This is a genomic window from Arthrobacter sp. LjRoot14 (genome assembly GCF_964253905.1).
In the GTDB taxonomy this organism is placed as follows: domain Bacteria; phylum Actinomycetota; class Actinomycetes; order Actinomycetales; family Micrococcaceae; genus Arthrobacter.
On sequence record NZ_CAXURL020000001.1, the window covers coordinates 1,429,842 to 1,446,149 of the forward strand.

Sequence of the window (16,308 nt, forward strand, 5' to 3'; positions counted from 1 at the left end):
ACGCCCCGAAGGGCTCAAAAACTGTGGCGCTTCCGCATCCGGTCAGTACGCGGACGAACCCTGTTCGCCCTTGACGATCGCAATTCCGGAGCTGGCGCCAATACGTGTTGCACCTGCAGCAATCATAGCCTGAGCGTCGGCCAGCGAACGCACGCCGCCGGAGGCCTTGACGCCAACATCCGGGCCCACCGTGCGGCGCATCAGGGCCACGTCCTCCACCGTGGCGCCGCCACCGTTGAAGCCCGTGGACGTCTTGACGAAGTCCGCGCCTGCTTCCACTGCCGCTTCGCAAGCCAGGACTTTCTGGGAATCACTGAGCAGCGCAGTCTCGATGATCACCTTCAGGATGGCGTCGCTGCCGTGCACGGCCTCGGCGACGGCCCGGATGTCATCAACCAGCGCGCCTTTGTCATCGGCGCGGGCGGCCGCAATGTTGATCACCATGTCCACCTCGTCGGCGCCGTCCAGCACAGCGCCGCGGGCTTCGAAGGCCTTGACATCGGTGGGGGTGGCGCCGAGGGGGAAGCCGACCACCGAACAGGTCAGGACGCCCGAACCCTTGAGCGCGTTGGTAACGGTCTTCACCCACACCGGGTTCACGCAGACGGATTTGAAGCGGTACTCGGCGGCCTCGGAACAGACCTTGAGGATCTCCGCTTCGCTGGCCTCAGGCTTCAGCAGCGTGTGGTCGATGAAGGAGGCGATTTCTCCGGGTGCGGTGGCCCCGGGCGCCGTGACGCCGGCGGCGGTTTCAGGCATGCCGGCCGCGGTGGCTTCGTTGCTCATGGTGGTCCTTCCTGGTGGGCCTGCCGGGCCTTGTGGGCAACAGGCGCCGTGTTCTTCGTGGCTTCTCAGGTGACCATCTTGCCACAACGGGGCTAAGCCGCAGCGGGCACAGGTTCCTGCAGCGTGGCCTGCATGAGCTGGGCTGCGCAGACGCCCGCCGCGGAGCCCGACGCCACGAGGAGGCCCAGGCGGACGCCATCGAACGAGGCGGCGTCGCCGATGGCCCAGATCCCCGGGACGGACGTCCGGAAGTCCTGGCCGATTACGATCCCGCCGTTGGCGGCCGTCTGAAGGCCTGCGCTCGCCGCCAGGCCGTCCCTGGCCACCCGCTCCTCGGCGAGGACCACCAGGTCGCCGTTCATGCTGCTGCCGTCCTCGAACACAATCCCGGCGGCGGGGAGTGCCGAACCCGCCAGTGTCGGGACCACCGTAGCCGGCCGGAGCGTGGTGCGGATAGGCCTGACTCCGCGGGCCCGCAGCACCGCTTCGGCCTGCCCCGCCTCGGGGCCCGTTCCCACCAGGATCCCCAGCGGCCTGCGCCCGAGCACACGGGTGACTTCCTTGACGGCGTCGCCAATACGGGCGGCGTCGTCGATGGTGGAGTAGCTGAGGCACCGGCCGGCGCCGTCCACGGGAGCCAGGGCCGGGGCGGAGCCGGTGGCAATCACCAGCTGGTCGTAGCTGAACTCCATGCCGTCCGCGGTGGCCACCGTGCGGTTGGCCGCATCAATGAAGCTGGCCGGCTGCCCGAAACGGACGGAAACCTGCGGAAGGGCTGCCAGTTCCAGAAGCTCGGACGGGGCGTCGTCGCGGTTGCTGAGCACTGTGACGGTGCCTGCGAAACGGGACCTCTCCAGCTGGCCCACCAGGGCTCGGGCAGCGGGTCCGGCGCCGGCAATGACCACGCGCGGTGCCGGGGATGACCCCCGGAACGTGGCGGAGGAGGAGATGGACGGTGCCGGAGCGGACATGTGAAGGCCCTTTCGCTGGTGAGGCCGTTGTCAGGCCCGGGTTGCTGATGGGAATCAGCCTAGGCGCACGGTTTTTCCGGGGTGTTTCCCGGTTGTTGCCGGAATATCCCTGCCCGTTCCACAATGTTTACCAGCCGGCAACAAATGTGTCCTTCGATGTGTTCCGGCTCACAATCAGGGCGCTGCAGCCGGCCCTGCCCCGTCCTTCATTGGTCAGCCATAGCGGCGGAATGCCTCCCGGAGGCCTCCGGCCACGACTTTGGCGACGACGCCGGCGCGTTCTCCGGGACCGTGGACACCAGCTGGTTCCACCGAGGCGATCAGGGCTGCCGCGTCCGCCAGCCCCATGGTGACCGCGGCATCCAGCAGCGATCCCACCCTGAGGCGGGCCTGCCTGGTGTCCTCCCAGGCGTCCGGTCCGGGATCGTCGTGGAAGACCCTGGCCAGGGACAGCCGGTGCCAGGCGCCGCCCGCATGGACTGACGCCCGGTAGGTCACCGACTCGCCGCGGACGTCCACCCGTCCGCCCGCCAGGAACACCCTGGAACCGAACGGCGCGTGGTCGAGGAAACCCGTGAGCCCGGCCGCTGCGCCTGAACCGTCCAGGGGCAGGGTCACCGTAACCGTCAGCCGGACGTCCTGGCCTCCGGCGTCGCCGCTTCCCTGTCCGGCAAACCGCTCGGTGAAGCGGATGCCGGCGGGTGGTTCCGCCATCGCAGTGCAGGAAGCGTCCTTGGGCAGGCCTTCGGCGGTCATGTCCTTGAGATAGTTGCGGGCGTCCCGGTACCCCATGGCGATCAGCGTGTCCGCATCGATGCGGTTCAGGTAGAACTCCGGGTCCAGCGGCAGGGGATTCTCCGGCCTGACCACGTGGAGGACGAAGTCCCGTCCGGCCGCTCCCGCAGCCTCGAAGTCTGCCAGCAACGCGCCCATGGCGCTCATCTCGATCATGTGCACGTACTGCTCCAGCGGACCGTCGCCCCAGTACCCGGTGTTGCCGATGCACCAGACCAGCCACACCTCGTCCGCCCCGCGGCGGAGGGCTTCGGCAACGTTGGCGTCACGGATCCAGACCGCGTCCGTCCAGACTTTCCCCTCACGCCGCAGCGGAGTGAGGAAAATGGGCAAGGACATTCCCGCCGCCATCAGTTCGGGATCCACGTCACGGGCGTCGATGGCGTGACAGCGTTTTTCGGTGAACTCCACCACGTTGAAGGTGCCCTCGACGGCGCCCGGCAGGGCGGCGCGGCGACGGATCTCGCCGGCGTCGATCCCGAGGGCCGGGAACACCTTGCCGAGCAGGCCGTCGGCGTCGCCGATGGCGGGCAGTGACCACGGGCCCTTGACGTAGTCGCCCAGGGGCAGCGCCGAGCCGAAGTCCTTGACGTTCACGCCGGACCAGTTCCGGCACATGTCCTCTGGCGACACCCCGGACAGCATCATGCCTGCAGTCAGGATGCCGCCGGAGGTCCCGTCCACGTGGTCAAAGTGCAGCCCCTCTTCCGCCAGCGCGCGCACCACTCCGGCCTGCCATGCCACGCGCATGCCGCCCCCCGCCAGGACCAGCGAGCGCTTCACGGTCGTTCCCCCGAACCGGGGCCGTAGCCCCCGCCAGCCCCTCGCAGATAGACCAGGCGGCGCAGGTAGATCAGGCAGAGTGCCGCCGTCGCAAGGTCGAACGCGGCCACGGCCAGCGCCACGGGCGCGAAGACGCCGTTGAGGACCCCGACCGCGACGGCGGCGCATGCCCCCGCCTTCTGCACGCCGGACCACAGCAGCACTTCGGCCGCCGGCTGCGGTCGCAGCAGCGTGTGGAGCAGAAGTCCGCCGACCACCACCATGAACATCCCCACGGTGGCGAACAGCTGGCGGGCCGCCGTCGTCGGCTCCGCGCCCAGCAGCTCCAGGACGGCGCCGCCGAACGGGATCTGCACCGCACCGGAAAAGACGGTGACGACGGCGATCGCGGCCAGGACGGCACGCAGCCGATCGGCCGCGATCCAGGCGCCGATGCCGGGAAGGGCCGCCCCGGACGGGCCTACCGCCCCGCTCATGCTCTGCCCCGCGGATGCTGCGCCCTGCTCATGCGAACGCCTCCCACAGCCGGCCCCGGTCCACCAGCAGCCAGACGATGGCCAGCCAGGTGAACGTGGAAACGTAGAAGCGGATGTCGTTGAGCAGCATCCACCGGCGCAGCAGGGAACGCAGTTCGGCGTCGTCAACAAAATCTCCGCCCCGGATCCTGATGTTGACGGGAATGATCATGGCCTGGCCCACCACGGTGAGGGTGATGATCCCGAGGAGGCACAGCACAGCGGGGATGATCCGGACCGTGCCCCATTCCGTCCAGACCAGGATGATGCCGCTGATGAACATCGGCGGCACCACCACGGTGAAGAACTTGGTGGCCTGGCGGGTGGGGATGCCGAAGTGCATGTCCACGTTGCCCCGGTTCAGGGACTCCCAAGTGGGGTAAAGGAAGAACTTCAGCACCCACATGGTGCCCACGTACATGGTGGCGCCGAACAGGAAGTACAGCGCGTTCAGCAGCAGGAGCCAGTTCACCGGGTGTCTCCGGTGCCGGTGCGGGCCGTAGTGCTCCGGTCCGGTGCGGGCAGCCAGTCCTGGCCCTGGCCCAGGCCAACGACGGATTCGAGCGGGTCGCCGCCGGGGATCCGGGCGGCTTCCTCGGCCGTTGGTGCCGTGAGGAACCAGGCCTCGTAGTGGTCGTCCAGCACTCCGCGGGCTTCGGGCAGGTAGGCGGTGAACACCGGATTCTCCGCCGGCTTTAGGTTCCTGAGGGCGGCCACGCCCGGCGCGTCGCCCAGCACCAGCCGGGCCCTGGCGCCGCCACCCAGGGCGATGTCCCCGGTGGCTTCGAAGTAGATGTCGGATTTCATGAGCATCCCGCGGAAGGCGCAATAGTTGGAGGCGGCGAGCTTGAGCGGGATGCCCATAGCCGGGGGCCGTTCAATCTCGATGAAGCAGCCCAGCCTGCCGCCGTCGTCGTACTGCGCCGAAACCGTCGCGTCGGTGACCACGAAGTCCAGGTTGGCCTGGTGCTTGGGCATGCCCCAGATGCCTTTGCCGCCTTTGACTGAGATTTCCGTGCTGACCGGCAGGTCCACCACGTACTGGCCCAGCCCGAACGTCTTTTGGAAGACCAGCGGCAGCAGCGGAGGTGCCGGCCGGGAGCCGTGCGTGACGGCGATCGCCAGCGAGTATTCGATGTATTTGCCGATGTCCGTCGACTTGTAGTTCACCACGGTGACCACCAGCAGCCCCTTGCCGCCCAGGCTGAACGGACGCAGCTCAGTGCCGGGCAGGATCGCAGCGGCCGCGCGCTTGTTGATGGGAAAGGCCGCCATCAGCACGGGGGAATCGTCGGAGTTGACCGGCATGGAGTATTTGATGCCGTCCACCGTGGCGTGTTGTCCCCGCAGGCGCTCCTGGCGGTGCGGCACGGGGGAGGGCACCAGCCGCAGCAGCGAAGCGGCAAGACCGATGAGTTTGTTCATCTGTTCAGCTCCTTGAGGATGACGGGATAGGTGTCCGCCCAGGCGCGGGCACCGAAGAAGACGTCCAGGTGCCCGTACCCGGGCAACAGGTGCAGGGAATCCCTGCCGGGCCGGTGGCCCTGGAAGAAGGCGAAGGTCCGCTCCTGGCTTTCGGGCAGGAAGCAGCGGTTGTTGCGGCCGGCCAGGAAGGAGAACCTGGCGTCGGTCTGCGGCGCTTCGGCCAGGAAGTTCGCGGGCAGCTCCGGGTGGTTTCCCGCGGCTACCATGCGCCTGGCCAGCACGCTGCGGCCCATCTCGGACAGGAACGTGAACGGCACCTCGGCAAACTCCCCGCTGATCCAGTTGTGGGTGGCCTCATCCAGGTTCTCGTGGGACCAGAGCGCGGGCCGGCCGCTGCCGTACGTGAAGCTGACCAGCCGGCACACCAGGTTGTCGCATTCGTGGTGGGTGGCCTTGACCATGGACCTGAGGATGCGGGAGAAGTACCCGTTGGATTTGTAGCCCCACGCAGGCGAAAGACAGGGCGTGAACGGCTTCAGCAGCTCGGCCAGGTAGGTGATCTTGATGACCGACCACAGCGGGATCACGGGATGCAGGGACACTGCGTTTGATACCACCGTATCCACCCGGGGCAGGAGCCCGGCCACGGCCGCCATGGTGAAGGAAACCGACCCCTGGCAGTGGATGACCGCCTTCAGGGTCTCGGCGCCGGTGGCGCCCAGGACGTAGTCGACGGCGGCAGGGTGGTCGTACACCGCGGCGTCGCCCAGGGTCCAGGAGAGGGGTTCCAGGTCGATGGAGGCCCGCCAGTTCAGGAGCCAGACGTCCCAGCCGTCTTCCAGCAGGGCGTCCACCAGGGTCCGCGGCAGCGGGGGCCGGAAGAGCTCGGCGCGGACCCCGGCCCCGTGGACCAGCAGCACCGGCCCTTTTTCCGGAGCCCCGGAGTCGGCCGGTGCAGCGCTGGTGACGTGCACCAGGGTCAGCGGCGTGCCGTCGCGGGCGGGAAACGGGATGACTTCCGTGACGTGGTCCGCCCGGGTGACGGTGCGGGGGCTGTTCATGGGGCGAATCCTTCCCTGGCGACGGTGACCGGCGGTTCGAAAAGCCGGAGCGGCGGCAATCCGGTTGCCGGCACGGGGCGGAGGCCGCCGTCGTCGTCTTCCGTCAGGGTCCAGTCCCGGCAGACGCGGTCGACTGCCACGGGATAGACCGTCAGGTTGCCGTCTGCCGTGATCCGGATCCGCAGGAAGCCCTTGTGGTCCTCAATGGCCTGGCCGGACATGGCCCACGACGCCACTTCTCCGCGTGGCGTGCCCAGGATGAAGAGCGCGAACGCTTCGCTGCCGGCTCCAAACCCGGTGGCGAAGATGACGGCGAGAACCAGCGCAAGCGTCAGGAACGGCGGCCATGCCGCCTGCCACGGCAGGAGGAGGACGACGGCGATTCCCGCCCCGAGCGCCGTGAGCTGCCACAGCGCACCCCGGGCAACGGTGAACCCGGCGCCGTCTTCCCGGGGATCCCGGGCGAGGCCGAGCGCGGTGCCGAGGGTGACCAGCAGCAGGAGCAGGAACAGGGGGACTGCGAGGATCGCTACCGCGAGGAGCCCGGTATTGCCTGCCCTCAGGCTGAGCAGGCTGTCCACGAAGGAGAGGCCGCGGAATGCACTGAAGACGGTCCAGAGCGTCAGCGCAGCCACCAGGTGCGCGATGCCGAGTGCCGAGCCGAAGCCCGGGTTCCGCAGCGGCAGCCAGAACGGTGTCAGAGGATTGGCCAGGCGTCCGCGGAACTGCCGGGACTCTGCCTTGCCCGGGAAGGTTCCCGGAGCCAGGGCGAAGCGTCGGCCGGGGCGGGGATTGCTCCGTGGTTCTGCGGCGGCCGGGGTGCGGGGCTCCGTGCCGGTGACGGCATGTGCGGGCTGGTGCGCCGGAAGCGTGAGCTCCGCAGGCAGCCACCGGGCGTCCAGGAGGAACGCGCCGCCCAGGCCGCAGGTGATGAGCTGGGTCTGGCGCGGGTCGTCCCCGGGCCGGGCGCCGGTCCGTTTGCCGGTCGCTTCCGGTGCCAGTTCCTCGTATCGCGAATAGTGGTGCAGGTCCCCGGTGAGCCACAGCCGCACGGACGCCCCCGTTTCCTCGAACAGCCCGGCACGGTGGTTGAAACGGCGCCGCAAGTAGTCCTGCTCGAAGAAATGCACCTGCCGGAAAGCATTCGCGTTTTCCGTTTCCCGCACCCAGTACGGGGCTGCCACGCAGAGGATGATGGCATCGCCGGGCAGCAGCCTGGTGGTCACCGTGTTGTAGAAGTAGTCCAGTTGCGGTTCGTCGATGTACTGGCCCAGCTGGCTGTCCAGGCCCACGAGCCACCAGCCGGGGGAGTCGTCCCCGCCAGTCAGCCGGAGGGCGAAGTAGCTGCGCGTCTGGATGGTCCGCCAGCCGCCGATGTTCCGTTGCCGGGTGAACAGCCGGATGAAGGAGGTCAGGCCGTCGTACCAGTCATGGTTGCCGGGCAGCGCCAGCAGCACGCCGTCCCGGCCGGGGGAGCCGCCGCCGGGCAGCGCCGTCCGGTACGGCCCCACCATGCGGTCCTCGTAGGCGGCGGGCGCGGCCACCGGATACACCTCGTCCCCGCCCAGCACCAGCACCTTGCCGCGGCTCAGTTCATGCCCGTCCACCAGCAGCGACTTTTCGGCCAGCAACGACGCCACCGTGTAGGTGGCATCAAAGCCGTCGCCGAGGTCGGCCGTGAAATCCAGCCACAGTGCAGCGGCCCCGGACCCGTCCGCGAGGCCGGCTCCCTGGCCGTCGGTTTCTTCGGCGGGTTCGTCGGAGCGTGACGTGCGCGGCGTTCCGGGCAGCCCCAGGTCGCGGACTACCGGCTGCGCGGGCTGGCCGGGGACGGGCAGCCTGTCCAGGTCGAGATCGTAGCGGGGGAAGCCGCCCTCCAGTTCACGTTTGTCGCCGAAATCGGCGAAGACGGACGCGAGGACAACCCGCACGGCGGTCCTGCCCAGCTGGGCCGGGGCGAGCCAGCGCACTGCGTCCCGCGGAGTGAAGCCAAGCCTGTCGCTGTGCTGTGCCAGCTCAGCCCGTTTCATGCCCCCGTCGCCCTTCACTGCCGGCCGGCGGCCTTGCCGGCGTCAACGCGGCCGTGCATCCGGCGGCCGTACACCTGCCAGAGCTCGCCGAGAAAGACCTTGCCGAATGCTGCCAGGGCGCTCGCAGGGTTCGGGCCGGCGACGCGGAACGTGGTCAGTTGGCGGGCGAAGTCCCACGGCCGGATGAACAGCATCCCTGCGCCCGCCACCATGGCCCGGTTTTTGTCCACATCGAGGGGGTTCCGGGGCGCGGAAGTCTCGTTATCTGGACGAAAACTCGGGGCGGTGGCCGGGGCAGTGGGAGCGGCGGGGTCCGGAGGCGGAACATGCCCGCGCAGGACGGTGACGTACAGTGTGGTGGTGTCACCCCAGACGTCGAAGCCTGCATTGTTGCGGACGTCCTTGTGGCCCACAAAGGTCAGCGGAGTGCCGCCCGGATCCCGCAGCCAGAGCCGGTAGAGCATTTTCCGGCCGGCAGGTTCAGGACCGTCCTTGACGAAGAGGTTGAACCAGCCACGTTCCACCGGCAGGCGGCCGCCGAACTGGTCTGCCAGGACGTAGCCTTCAGCCGTGGCCGGATGGAGCGGATCACGGACGAACGCGTCAATATCCGGGGCGGTGATGGTGAGCTCGAACATCATCCGGCGGCTCCGGTCACGGCCCAGGCTGCGTCCTGCCTCGGGGTCCGTCACGCCTGCGCTGAACCACCCGTGCATCTGTTCGGTGAAACTGACGGAGGACGGCCCTGTTTCGGCCAGTTCGGTTTCCTCCTCGATTTCAGCTTCCTGCAGGGCCTCACTTTCGGGGGAGACGGCGGCCTCCGGAAACTTTGCGGATCGCAGGCCCAGCGAGCGGCTGGCGGCCCGCGGGACGAACGTGCCTTCTTCGGCGGGGGCCCTGGCACCTTTGGTGGCGTCCGGCACCAGGGCGCGAAGCGGCCCCGGCTGGTAGCCGGGAATCCCGCCGTCGGGCGTCCCGCCGTCGACGCTTCCCGGCGGGAAGGCGGCGGTGTCCAGGCCGCCGCGCTGCCGCTCCGCACCGGTTCCGTCCAGGATCCGGTGGCAGGCCCGTTCGGCAAAGGCGGCGATGGTCAGGGCGGGGTTGGCACCCACCGGCCCGGGCATCACGGCGCCGTCCACCACATGCAGCCCGGGATAGCCAAAGACCTCACCGTAGGAGTCGCACACGCCTTCGCTGCTGTTCCGTCCTGCCGGGGCGCCCCCCAGCGGATGCACGGTGATGACCCGCTTGCTCCACCAGAGCGGATTCTGCTTGAAGCTCCCGCCCAGTTCCGTGGCGATCGCCTGCATTGTGGCCTGCATCCGGCCGAAGTACGCAGCCGAGGTGGCGAGGGTCCAGTTGATGGCCAGCCGGCCGCCCTGGAGGGTCATCACGCCGTCCGGTATGTCCCGGCCCATGCCGAGCAGGGGCACGGAGGACGCAGACAGCCGGCCGTCTCCCAGGGCCGCGGCAAGATCGGCGGAGATGTTGGAGCGCTGGGCCTGGAAGAGCCGGTCTTTGAGGAGCTGCACCATCACTTTGCCCGCGCGCTTCGCCACCTGGCGGAATTGTCCGGTTTCCAGGAGCCAGTTCATGAAGGAGGGGTACCCGGCGTCTTCGATGTAGTACCCGCGGCCGTCGCCGCCGTCGGTGGAGTCGGGCGTGCGGATGGCAGCGGTGATCACCGGTCCCATGCTGCCCGAGAGCGTGCGCGTGACGCCGTCGGGGTCCTTGGCGTCAAGGACGAAGCCCAGCAGGTCGCCGTTTCCGCTGAACCTGGTGCCCAGTGCAGGGCTGAGCGCCGGCAGCGAGGCGCGGTTGCGCAGCAGCAGGAACGTGGTGCCGAACGTTCCGGCGGCGAGGATGAGCCGGCGGCAGTGGATCAGCTGTTCGCGCAGGAGCCCGGGCGCGGCGTCTGCGGGATCGTGGACTACGTAGCGGACTTCATAGCCGCCTCCCGGAAGGGGGCGGATGCCGCGGACGTCGTGGTGGGTCCGGATGTCCGCGCCGGCAGCCTTGGCCGCGGACAGGTAGTTGTGGTCCAGGGTGTTCTTGGCACCGGTGTTGCACCCGATGTCGCATTCGCCGGACAGGGTGCAGGTGGTGCGCACCGTCCCCTCGCCATGGACGCTTCCGTACGGGGCAGGCGGCAGTACCTGGTTCCTGGCGGGGGCGGCGCCCGGCGACTGGGAGAAGGTGACGGCGATGGGCGGCCTCGTGATGCTGAGCCCGAGTGCGCGCGCGGCGGTTTCCATGGCCAGCGTCTTGGGGGTGTCCTGGTAGGGGTAGGGCACGGGGCGGAGCATGGCTTCGGCGGCATCGTAATAGGGCTCGAGGTCCTGCCTGCTAAAGGGCCAGCTTTCGTAGCCTCCGCCGGGAACGGGGGATTCCTGGACAAACCAGTTCTTGTCCTTGCGCAGCAGCACGTTCGCGTAAATCAAGGATCCGCCGCCCAGGCCGCTGGAGACGATTCCTTCCAGGCCCCGGAAGGTCCAGGCGTCAAAGAGACCGTAGAGGCCTTTGTCCGGATCCCAGAAGTTCCGGCCCATCTCGGCCGGTGTCCTGGCGAAGCTTCCCGGCGGGTAGGCCCTGCCCCGTTCCATCAGGACGACGGACTGGCCGCCGTCCGCTAAACGGTAGGCCGCTACCGATCCGCCGAAGCCGGAGCCCACCACCACGGCGTCCACCGACTCCGCGGGATCATCGTCCCCTTGCACCACCGGTTCCACGCAATTCCCCTTGGAAGAGCTGACTCGCCGGACGCCACTGCGGCCACGTACCGGAGCGGTACGAACGCGGCCACGGGGCGGTCAGACGCAAACCATAGCGACATGTTCCCACTGCGGCCCGGGTCTGTCCACGGATTGCGCCCGCGGCCGGCGCCGGCAGGGAACCGCTAGACCCGGATCCGGTATCCGCGCTTGACCACGGTCTCCACCATGCGGCCGTCCGGCAGCGAGGACCGGAGCCGGCTGACAGTCATGTCCAGCGCGTGCACGGAGCCGCGCAGTTCGAGAAGTTCGGAGAGGGATTCCCGGGACAGGACGGCGCCCTCGGCACCCAGCAGAGCCCGCAGCAGCAGGAGGGGCGCCGGTGCCATTTCGACCGGTTCCCCGTCGATCCGGAGTGACCGTCCGCGGAGCTCCACGCTGCCGGACCGGGTGTCCAGGCGCCGGACGTGGTTCAGGGCAAGGTGTTCGCAGACCAGCCGGATCAGGGCGCCCATCCGGAAGCGTTCCGGAATGAGCGGTGACAGTCCGGCGTCGATCAGCGGCTGCGCCGTGATGGGACCGACGACGGCGGTGGTGACGGTGGTCTTCAGGGCGTCGACGAGCTGCTTGTAGAGGCCCATCTCGTGCGCGGTGCTCCACATGGCGTCGACGGCGGGCGCGCTGGTGAACGTCAGGACGTCCAGGTTGCCGCTGCATGCTGCCTCGATCAGCCGCGGCAGTCTGTCCTCGCCGTCGGGCTTGACCCAGCGGTAGGGGGTCACGGTCAGGACGGTGGCGCCTGACATCTTGAGCCGTTCCAGCTGGCGGACGTCCGTGTAGCCGTGAAGCTGTACCGCCACGGTCTTGCCGCGGACGCCCTCCTTCAGCAGCATGTCCACCAGGGTGGCCGTGGTTTCGTCGCTGCTGATTCCGACGTCGGCGAGTCCGGCGGCGCGGACGGCGCCGCGCGCCTTGGGGCCGCGGACGAACATGCGGCAGGCCGCGAGGGTCTCCAGGAGTTCGTCGCCGATGCCGGACGCGTCAGCCGCCTCGCACCAGCGGCGCATGCCGTAGGCGGTGGTGGCGATACACAGATCGGGCTTGGCGGCAATGATGGCCTGGGTGTCCTCGATGAGCCGCATGTCCTCCTGCACCGGTGCGATCTTGAGCGCGGGAGCGTGCAGTACCTCCGCCCCGCGCCGCTCCAGGGCCTCAATCAGGTCCTGGGAGCGCCGGTGCGACGTCACACCGATCCGGAACCCCTCCAGGGGCGAATCGGGGGCGTCGGCCGCGGGGGAGTCCTGCGGGCCTGCGGCGGAAGCGGGGGCAATTGAGTTCATGGCGCTCATGGGTTTTCTTTCACGATTCAATCAGTGACGCTGCGAGGCGGTCGAGATCAGCCGCCGCCTCGGCGTGCCCGCGGTTGGCTTCAGCCACCCGCACCACCTCGCCGATGACCAGCACTGCCGGGTTGGTGCAGTCGGCGGCCGCGGTGACAATCGTACCCAGCTGGGCGATGGTGGTGCGCTGTCCAGGGCGGTAGCCGCGTTCGACGACGGCCATCGGCATCTCTGCCGGCATGCCCGCCCGGCGCAGGCCGGCGGCCAGCTGGTGCAGGGTTCCGATGCCCATGAGGACCACGATGGTCCCGCCCAGCCCGGCCAGGTGGGTGAGCTCCGTCTCGGTCAGCGGGGCGTGGCCGGACACCACAGTGAACATGTGGCTGACTTCGCGGTGGGTGACCGGGATCCCTGCGGCTGCCGGGACGGAGATGGCGCTGGTGACCCCGGATACGACCTTGACCGGCACCCCGGCGGCCACGCAGGCGGCAACTTCTTCGCCGCCGCGGCCGAACACGTACGGGTCCCCGCCCTTGAGGCGGACCACGTTGTTGCCGGCCAGGGCGCTCTGCACCATGAGCTTCTCGATATCGCCCTGGCTGACCTTGTGGTGGCCGGGTTGCTTGCCCACATCCACCAGTTCGGCCGTGGTCAGGGACGGCAGTTCCTGGTAGGGGGCCAGCCGGTCGTAAAACACGACGTCGGCATCGCGCAGCGCCTTGACGGCGGCAACGGTGAGCAGTTCGCCGACGCCGGGACCGCCGCCCACCAGGGTGACGTGGCCCGCTGCTCCCGCAGCCGGTTCCACCGCCACCGGGATGCCGGTCGCGCGGCAGCGGTGCAGCAGCGCCTCCCAGCCGGGCTGGCCGTCGTCGACGGCAGCCACGAGGAACGGGCGCTCGGGCAGCGGCCCGTCGTGGCTTGCGCCCTGCGGGGTGCTGAGCCTCGAGACGACGGCGCCGGCGGCCTGGTAGCGGCGGACCGCCTGCCGTGCGGCGTGGTCGGATCCGGTGACCAGGACTTCGCGGCCGGTGAGATCAATGCTGAGCTGCATGCCTATACCTCGTTCTTGTCGAGTTCCGGGGTGGAGGGACGCATCGGGATGGTGGCCCCGATGAGGACCTTGCCTTTTTCCTCAGCGGTGGCCGGGCGCATCTGGCCGCGCTCGTCGGAGACGAACGTGATGGAGTCGTCTTTCTGGTCGGGGGCGTTGACGAAGGAACGGAACCGGCGCAGGCGCTCGGGATCCTTAAGGGTGTCGGCCCATTCGTCGACGTAGGTGTCGACGTGCTTGGCCATGGCGGCTTCGAGTTCCTCGGCGATGCCCAGGGTGTCCTTGACCACCACGTCCTCGACGTGCTTGATACCGCCGTCGAGCTCTTCCTGCCAGCGAGCGGTGCGCTGCAGGCGGTCGGCGGTGCGGATGTAGTACATGAAGTAGCGGTCGATGTACTTGATCAGGATTTCGTCGTCGAGGTCCTTGGCCAGCAGCTGGGCGTGGGCCGGGGTGGCGCCGCCGTTGCCGCCCACGTACAGGTTCCAGCCGTCGGCGGTGGCGATCACGCCGACGTCCTTGCCGCGGGCTTCGGCGCATTCGCGGGCACAGCCGGAGACGCCCATCTTGAGCTTGTGCGGGCTGCGGAGGCCGCGGTAGCGGAGCTCGAGCTGGATGGCCATGGCCACCGAGTCCTGGACGCCGAAGCGGCACCAGGTGGAACCGACGCAGGACTTCACGGTGCGCAGGCTCTTGCCGTAGGCCTGGCCGGACTCGAAACCGGCGTCCACCAGTTCCTTCCAGATCTCCGGGAGCTGCTCCAGCCGGGCACCGAACATGTCGATCCGCTGGCCTCCGGTGATCTTGGTGTAGAGGTTGTACTTCTCCGCCACGGCTGCGATCACGCCGAGCTTCTTCGGGGTGATCTCGCCGCCGGCGATGCGCGGGACCACCGAGTAGGTGCCGTCCTTCTGCATGTTGGCGAGGGCGCGGTCGTTGGTGTCCTGCAGGGTGCCGCGGCCGGCGTCGAGCACATAGGCGCTGTTCTGGCTGGCCAGGATGTTGGCGATGGTCGGCTTGCAGATGTCGCAGCCGGTGCCGGTGCCGTACTTGGCCATGATCTCTTCGAAGGAGGTCAGTTCCAGGACCCGTATGGTTTCGAACAATTCCTGGCGGGACAGCTCGATGTGCTCGCACAGCGCTTTGGAGACCTCGACGCCGGACTTGGTCAGCTCGGTCTCGAGCAGCTTCTTGAGCATCGGCACGCAGGAACCGCAGCTGGTTCCGGCCCGGGTGCAGCCCTTCAGCTCGCCGAGTTCCTGGACGGGCGCGTTGCCGTCGCAGGCGCCGCAGCCGTTGACGGCGTCGCGGATGGTTCCAGCCGACACGTTGTTGCAGGAACAGAGAATGGCGTCGTCCGGCAGTTCGGTCTCCGGGGCGTCCCCGCCGCCTGCAGCGGTGAGGTAGGCGCCGGGCTCGGCGGCGAGTTCGCGGCCCAGCATGGGACGGAGGCTTGTGTACGGGGTGGCGTCGCCCACGAAGATGCCGCCCAGCAGGGTCTTGGCATCGTCGGTGGTGACAATCTTCTGGTAGACGCCGCGGGCCGGGTCCGCGTAGACGATCTCCAGTGAGTGTTCGGTGCGGGCAAAGGCATCGCCGAAGCTGGCAACGTCCACGCCGGAGAGCTTGAGCTTGGTGGCGGTGTCGAAGCCCGGGAAAGTGGCGTCTCCGCCGTGCAGGCGGTCGGCCACAATTTCGGCCATGGTGTTGGCGGGTGCCACGAGGCCAAGGCACATGCCGCCGAAGTTGGCCACCTCGCCGATGGCCCAGATGCCGGGGATCTGGGTTTCACAGCCGTCGGTGATGACGACGCCGCCGCGCGGGCCGAGATCGAACAGCTGTTCCTCGCCTTCGGCGGCGCGGAAGAGTTCGTCGCGCGGCTTCACGCCAATGGCAACGATGACGAGGTCGGCGGGGATGATGCGGCCGTCCGCCATCAGCACGCCGGTGACCTGGCCGTCTTCGGAGAGTACCTCGGAGGGGAACACTCCGCCGTGGACGGTGAAGCCCTTGGCTTCGATCAGGCGGCCGAGCGCCTGGCCGGCGCCTTCATCCAGCTGGGTGTTCATGAGCCAGGGGGCGCCGTTGATCACAACGGGAGTCGCGCCGAGCTGTTCGGTGCCTGCGGCCGACTCGAGGCCCAGGAGCCCGCCGCCGATGGTGACGGCGGTGATCTTGCGGCCGAGCTTTTCGGTGAGTTCGGCAATTGCCTTGTTGATCGCCCACACGTCTTCGAGTGTGCGGTAGACGTGCACGTGCTCGGCGCCGGGGATCGGCAGGCGGGCGGCGTCGGAGCCGGTGGCCACCACGAGCTCGTCGAATTCATAGGTGTTGCCCGCTGCCGTCTCCACGGACTTGGCAGCGTGGTTGATCCTGATGACGCGTTCGCCGGTCTTCAGGGACAGGGCGTCGTGGTCCCACATCGAGGCGCTGCCAAGGGTGAGGTCCACGTCGCTGTCCGTGAGCGCCTTGCTGAGGGCTACGCGGTCGTAGGGAAGGTGGGCTTCCTCGGTGAGCACGGTTACCTGCCAGCCTTCAAGGCCACGGGCGTGCATTGCGTCCGCAAAGCGGTGGGCCGCGGGGCCGCCGCCGGCGACCACGATGCGGCGTGGTGTCTGGGTGCTTGAAGTCTGTCCGGTCACTGTGGGCCTTTCGCATGGGCCGCAGACGGTGCTCTGCAGCTTGTCGTTCCAGACTAGGTAGGCGCAGTTTCGCTTCAGTTTCCCTTATGTTTCGTGAACTTAACTTCTGCATCACGAACGGATTTCCGGACAGGTGAGTTGCCTTTTACGTCCCGGACACATTGACTGCACGCCGCCGAAACACCGCAGCCCTAG

General features: G+C 68.6%; 12 protein-coding genes. All 12 read right to left on the reverse strand.

The features are described 5' to 3' along the window. Positions 1–42 precede the first annotated feature (42 nt). Complete coding sequence (deoC, locus tag ACSQ12_RS06500; RefSeq protein WP_436064787.1) at positions 43–786, reverse strand: deoxyribose-phosphate aldolase; 744 nt, start codon at positions 784–786, stop codon at positions 43–45. 92 nt (positions 787–878) lie between these two features. Further along, a complete protein-coding gene (locus ACSQ12_RS06505; protein WP_436064788.1) occupies positions 879–1,757 on the reverse strand; it encodes an FAD-dependent oxidoreductase in 879 nt (292 codons plus the stop codon). A gap of 213 nt (positions 1,758–1,970) precedes the next feature. Further along, positions 1,971–3,335 carry a patatin-like phospholipase family protein gene (locus ACSQ12_RS06510; protein ID WP_436064789.1) on the reverse strand — a complete coding sequence of 455 codons (1,365 nt, stop codon included), beginning with the start codon at positions 3,333–3,335 and terminating at the stop codon, positions 1,971–1,973. After that, positions 3,332–3,811, reverse strand: coding sequence for a hypothetical protein (locus ACSQ12_RS06515; protein WP_436064790.1), 480 nt, complete (start codon positions 3,809–3,811; stop codon positions 3,332–3,334). The genes ACSQ12_RS06510 and ACSQ12_RS06515 overlap by 4 nt, the downstream gene beginning before the upstream one ends. Before the next feature lie 28 nt (positions 3,812–3,839). Beyond that, a complete protein-coding gene (locus tag ACSQ12_RS06520) occupies positions 3,840–4,322 on the reverse strand; it encodes a hypothetical protein (RefSeq protein WP_436064791.1) in 483 nt (160 codons plus the stop codon). Further along, positions 4,319–5,275: an acetoacetate decarboxylase family protein gene (locus ACSQ12_RS06525; protein ID WP_436064792.1), complete on the reverse strand. Its 957-nt coding sequence runs from the start codon at positions 5,273–5,275 to the stop codon at positions 4,319–4,321. Before ACSQ12_RS06525 ends, ACSQ12_RS06520 begins: the two co-directional genes overlap by 4 nt. Next, complete coding sequence (locus ACSQ12_RS06530) at positions 5,272–6,336, reverse strand: alpha/beta fold hydrolase (protein ID WP_436064793.1); 1,065 nt, start codon at positions 6,334–6,336, stop codon at positions 5,272–5,274. The genes ACSQ12_RS06525 and ACSQ12_RS06530 overlap by 4 nt, the downstream gene beginning before the upstream one ends. Next, positions 6,333–8,366, reverse strand: coding sequence for a hypothetical protein (locus tag ACSQ12_RS06535; protein ID WP_436064794.1), 2,034 nt, complete (start codon positions 8,364–8,366; stop codon positions 6,333–6,335). Before ACSQ12_RS06535 ends, ACSQ12_RS06530 begins: the two co-directional genes overlap by 4 nt. Positions 8,367–8,380: 14 nt before the next feature. After that, positions 8,381–11,095 (reverse strand): GMC oxidoreductase, encoded by a 2,715-nt coding sequence (locus tag ACSQ12_RS06540; protein ID WP_436064795.1) that lies wholly within the window; start codon positions 11,093–11,095, stop codon positions 8,381–8,383. 167 nt (positions 11,096–11,262) lie between these two features. Beyond that, positions 11,263–12,417, reverse strand: a complete 1,155-nt coding sequence (locus ACSQ12_RS06545; protein WP_436066950.1) for a uroporphyrinogen-III synthase — start codon at positions 12,415–12,417, stop codon at positions 11,263–11,265. A 19-nt stretch (positions 12,418–12,436) separates the two neighbouring features. After that, entirely contained in the window at positions 12,437–13,471 is a 1,035-nt protein-coding gene (gene cobA, locus ACSQ12_RS06550) for a uroporphyrinogen-III C-methyltransferase (RefSeq protein WP_436064796.1), read from the reverse strand. A 2-nt stretch (positions 13,472–13,473) separates the two neighbouring features. Beyond that, positions 13,474–16,113 (reverse strand): nitrite reductase large subunit NirB, encoded by a 2,640-nt coding sequence (nirB, locus tag ACSQ12_RS06555; protein WP_436064797.1) that lies wholly within the window; start codon positions 16,111–16,113, stop codon positions 13,474–13,476. Positions 16,114–16,308 lie beyond the last annotated feature (195 nt).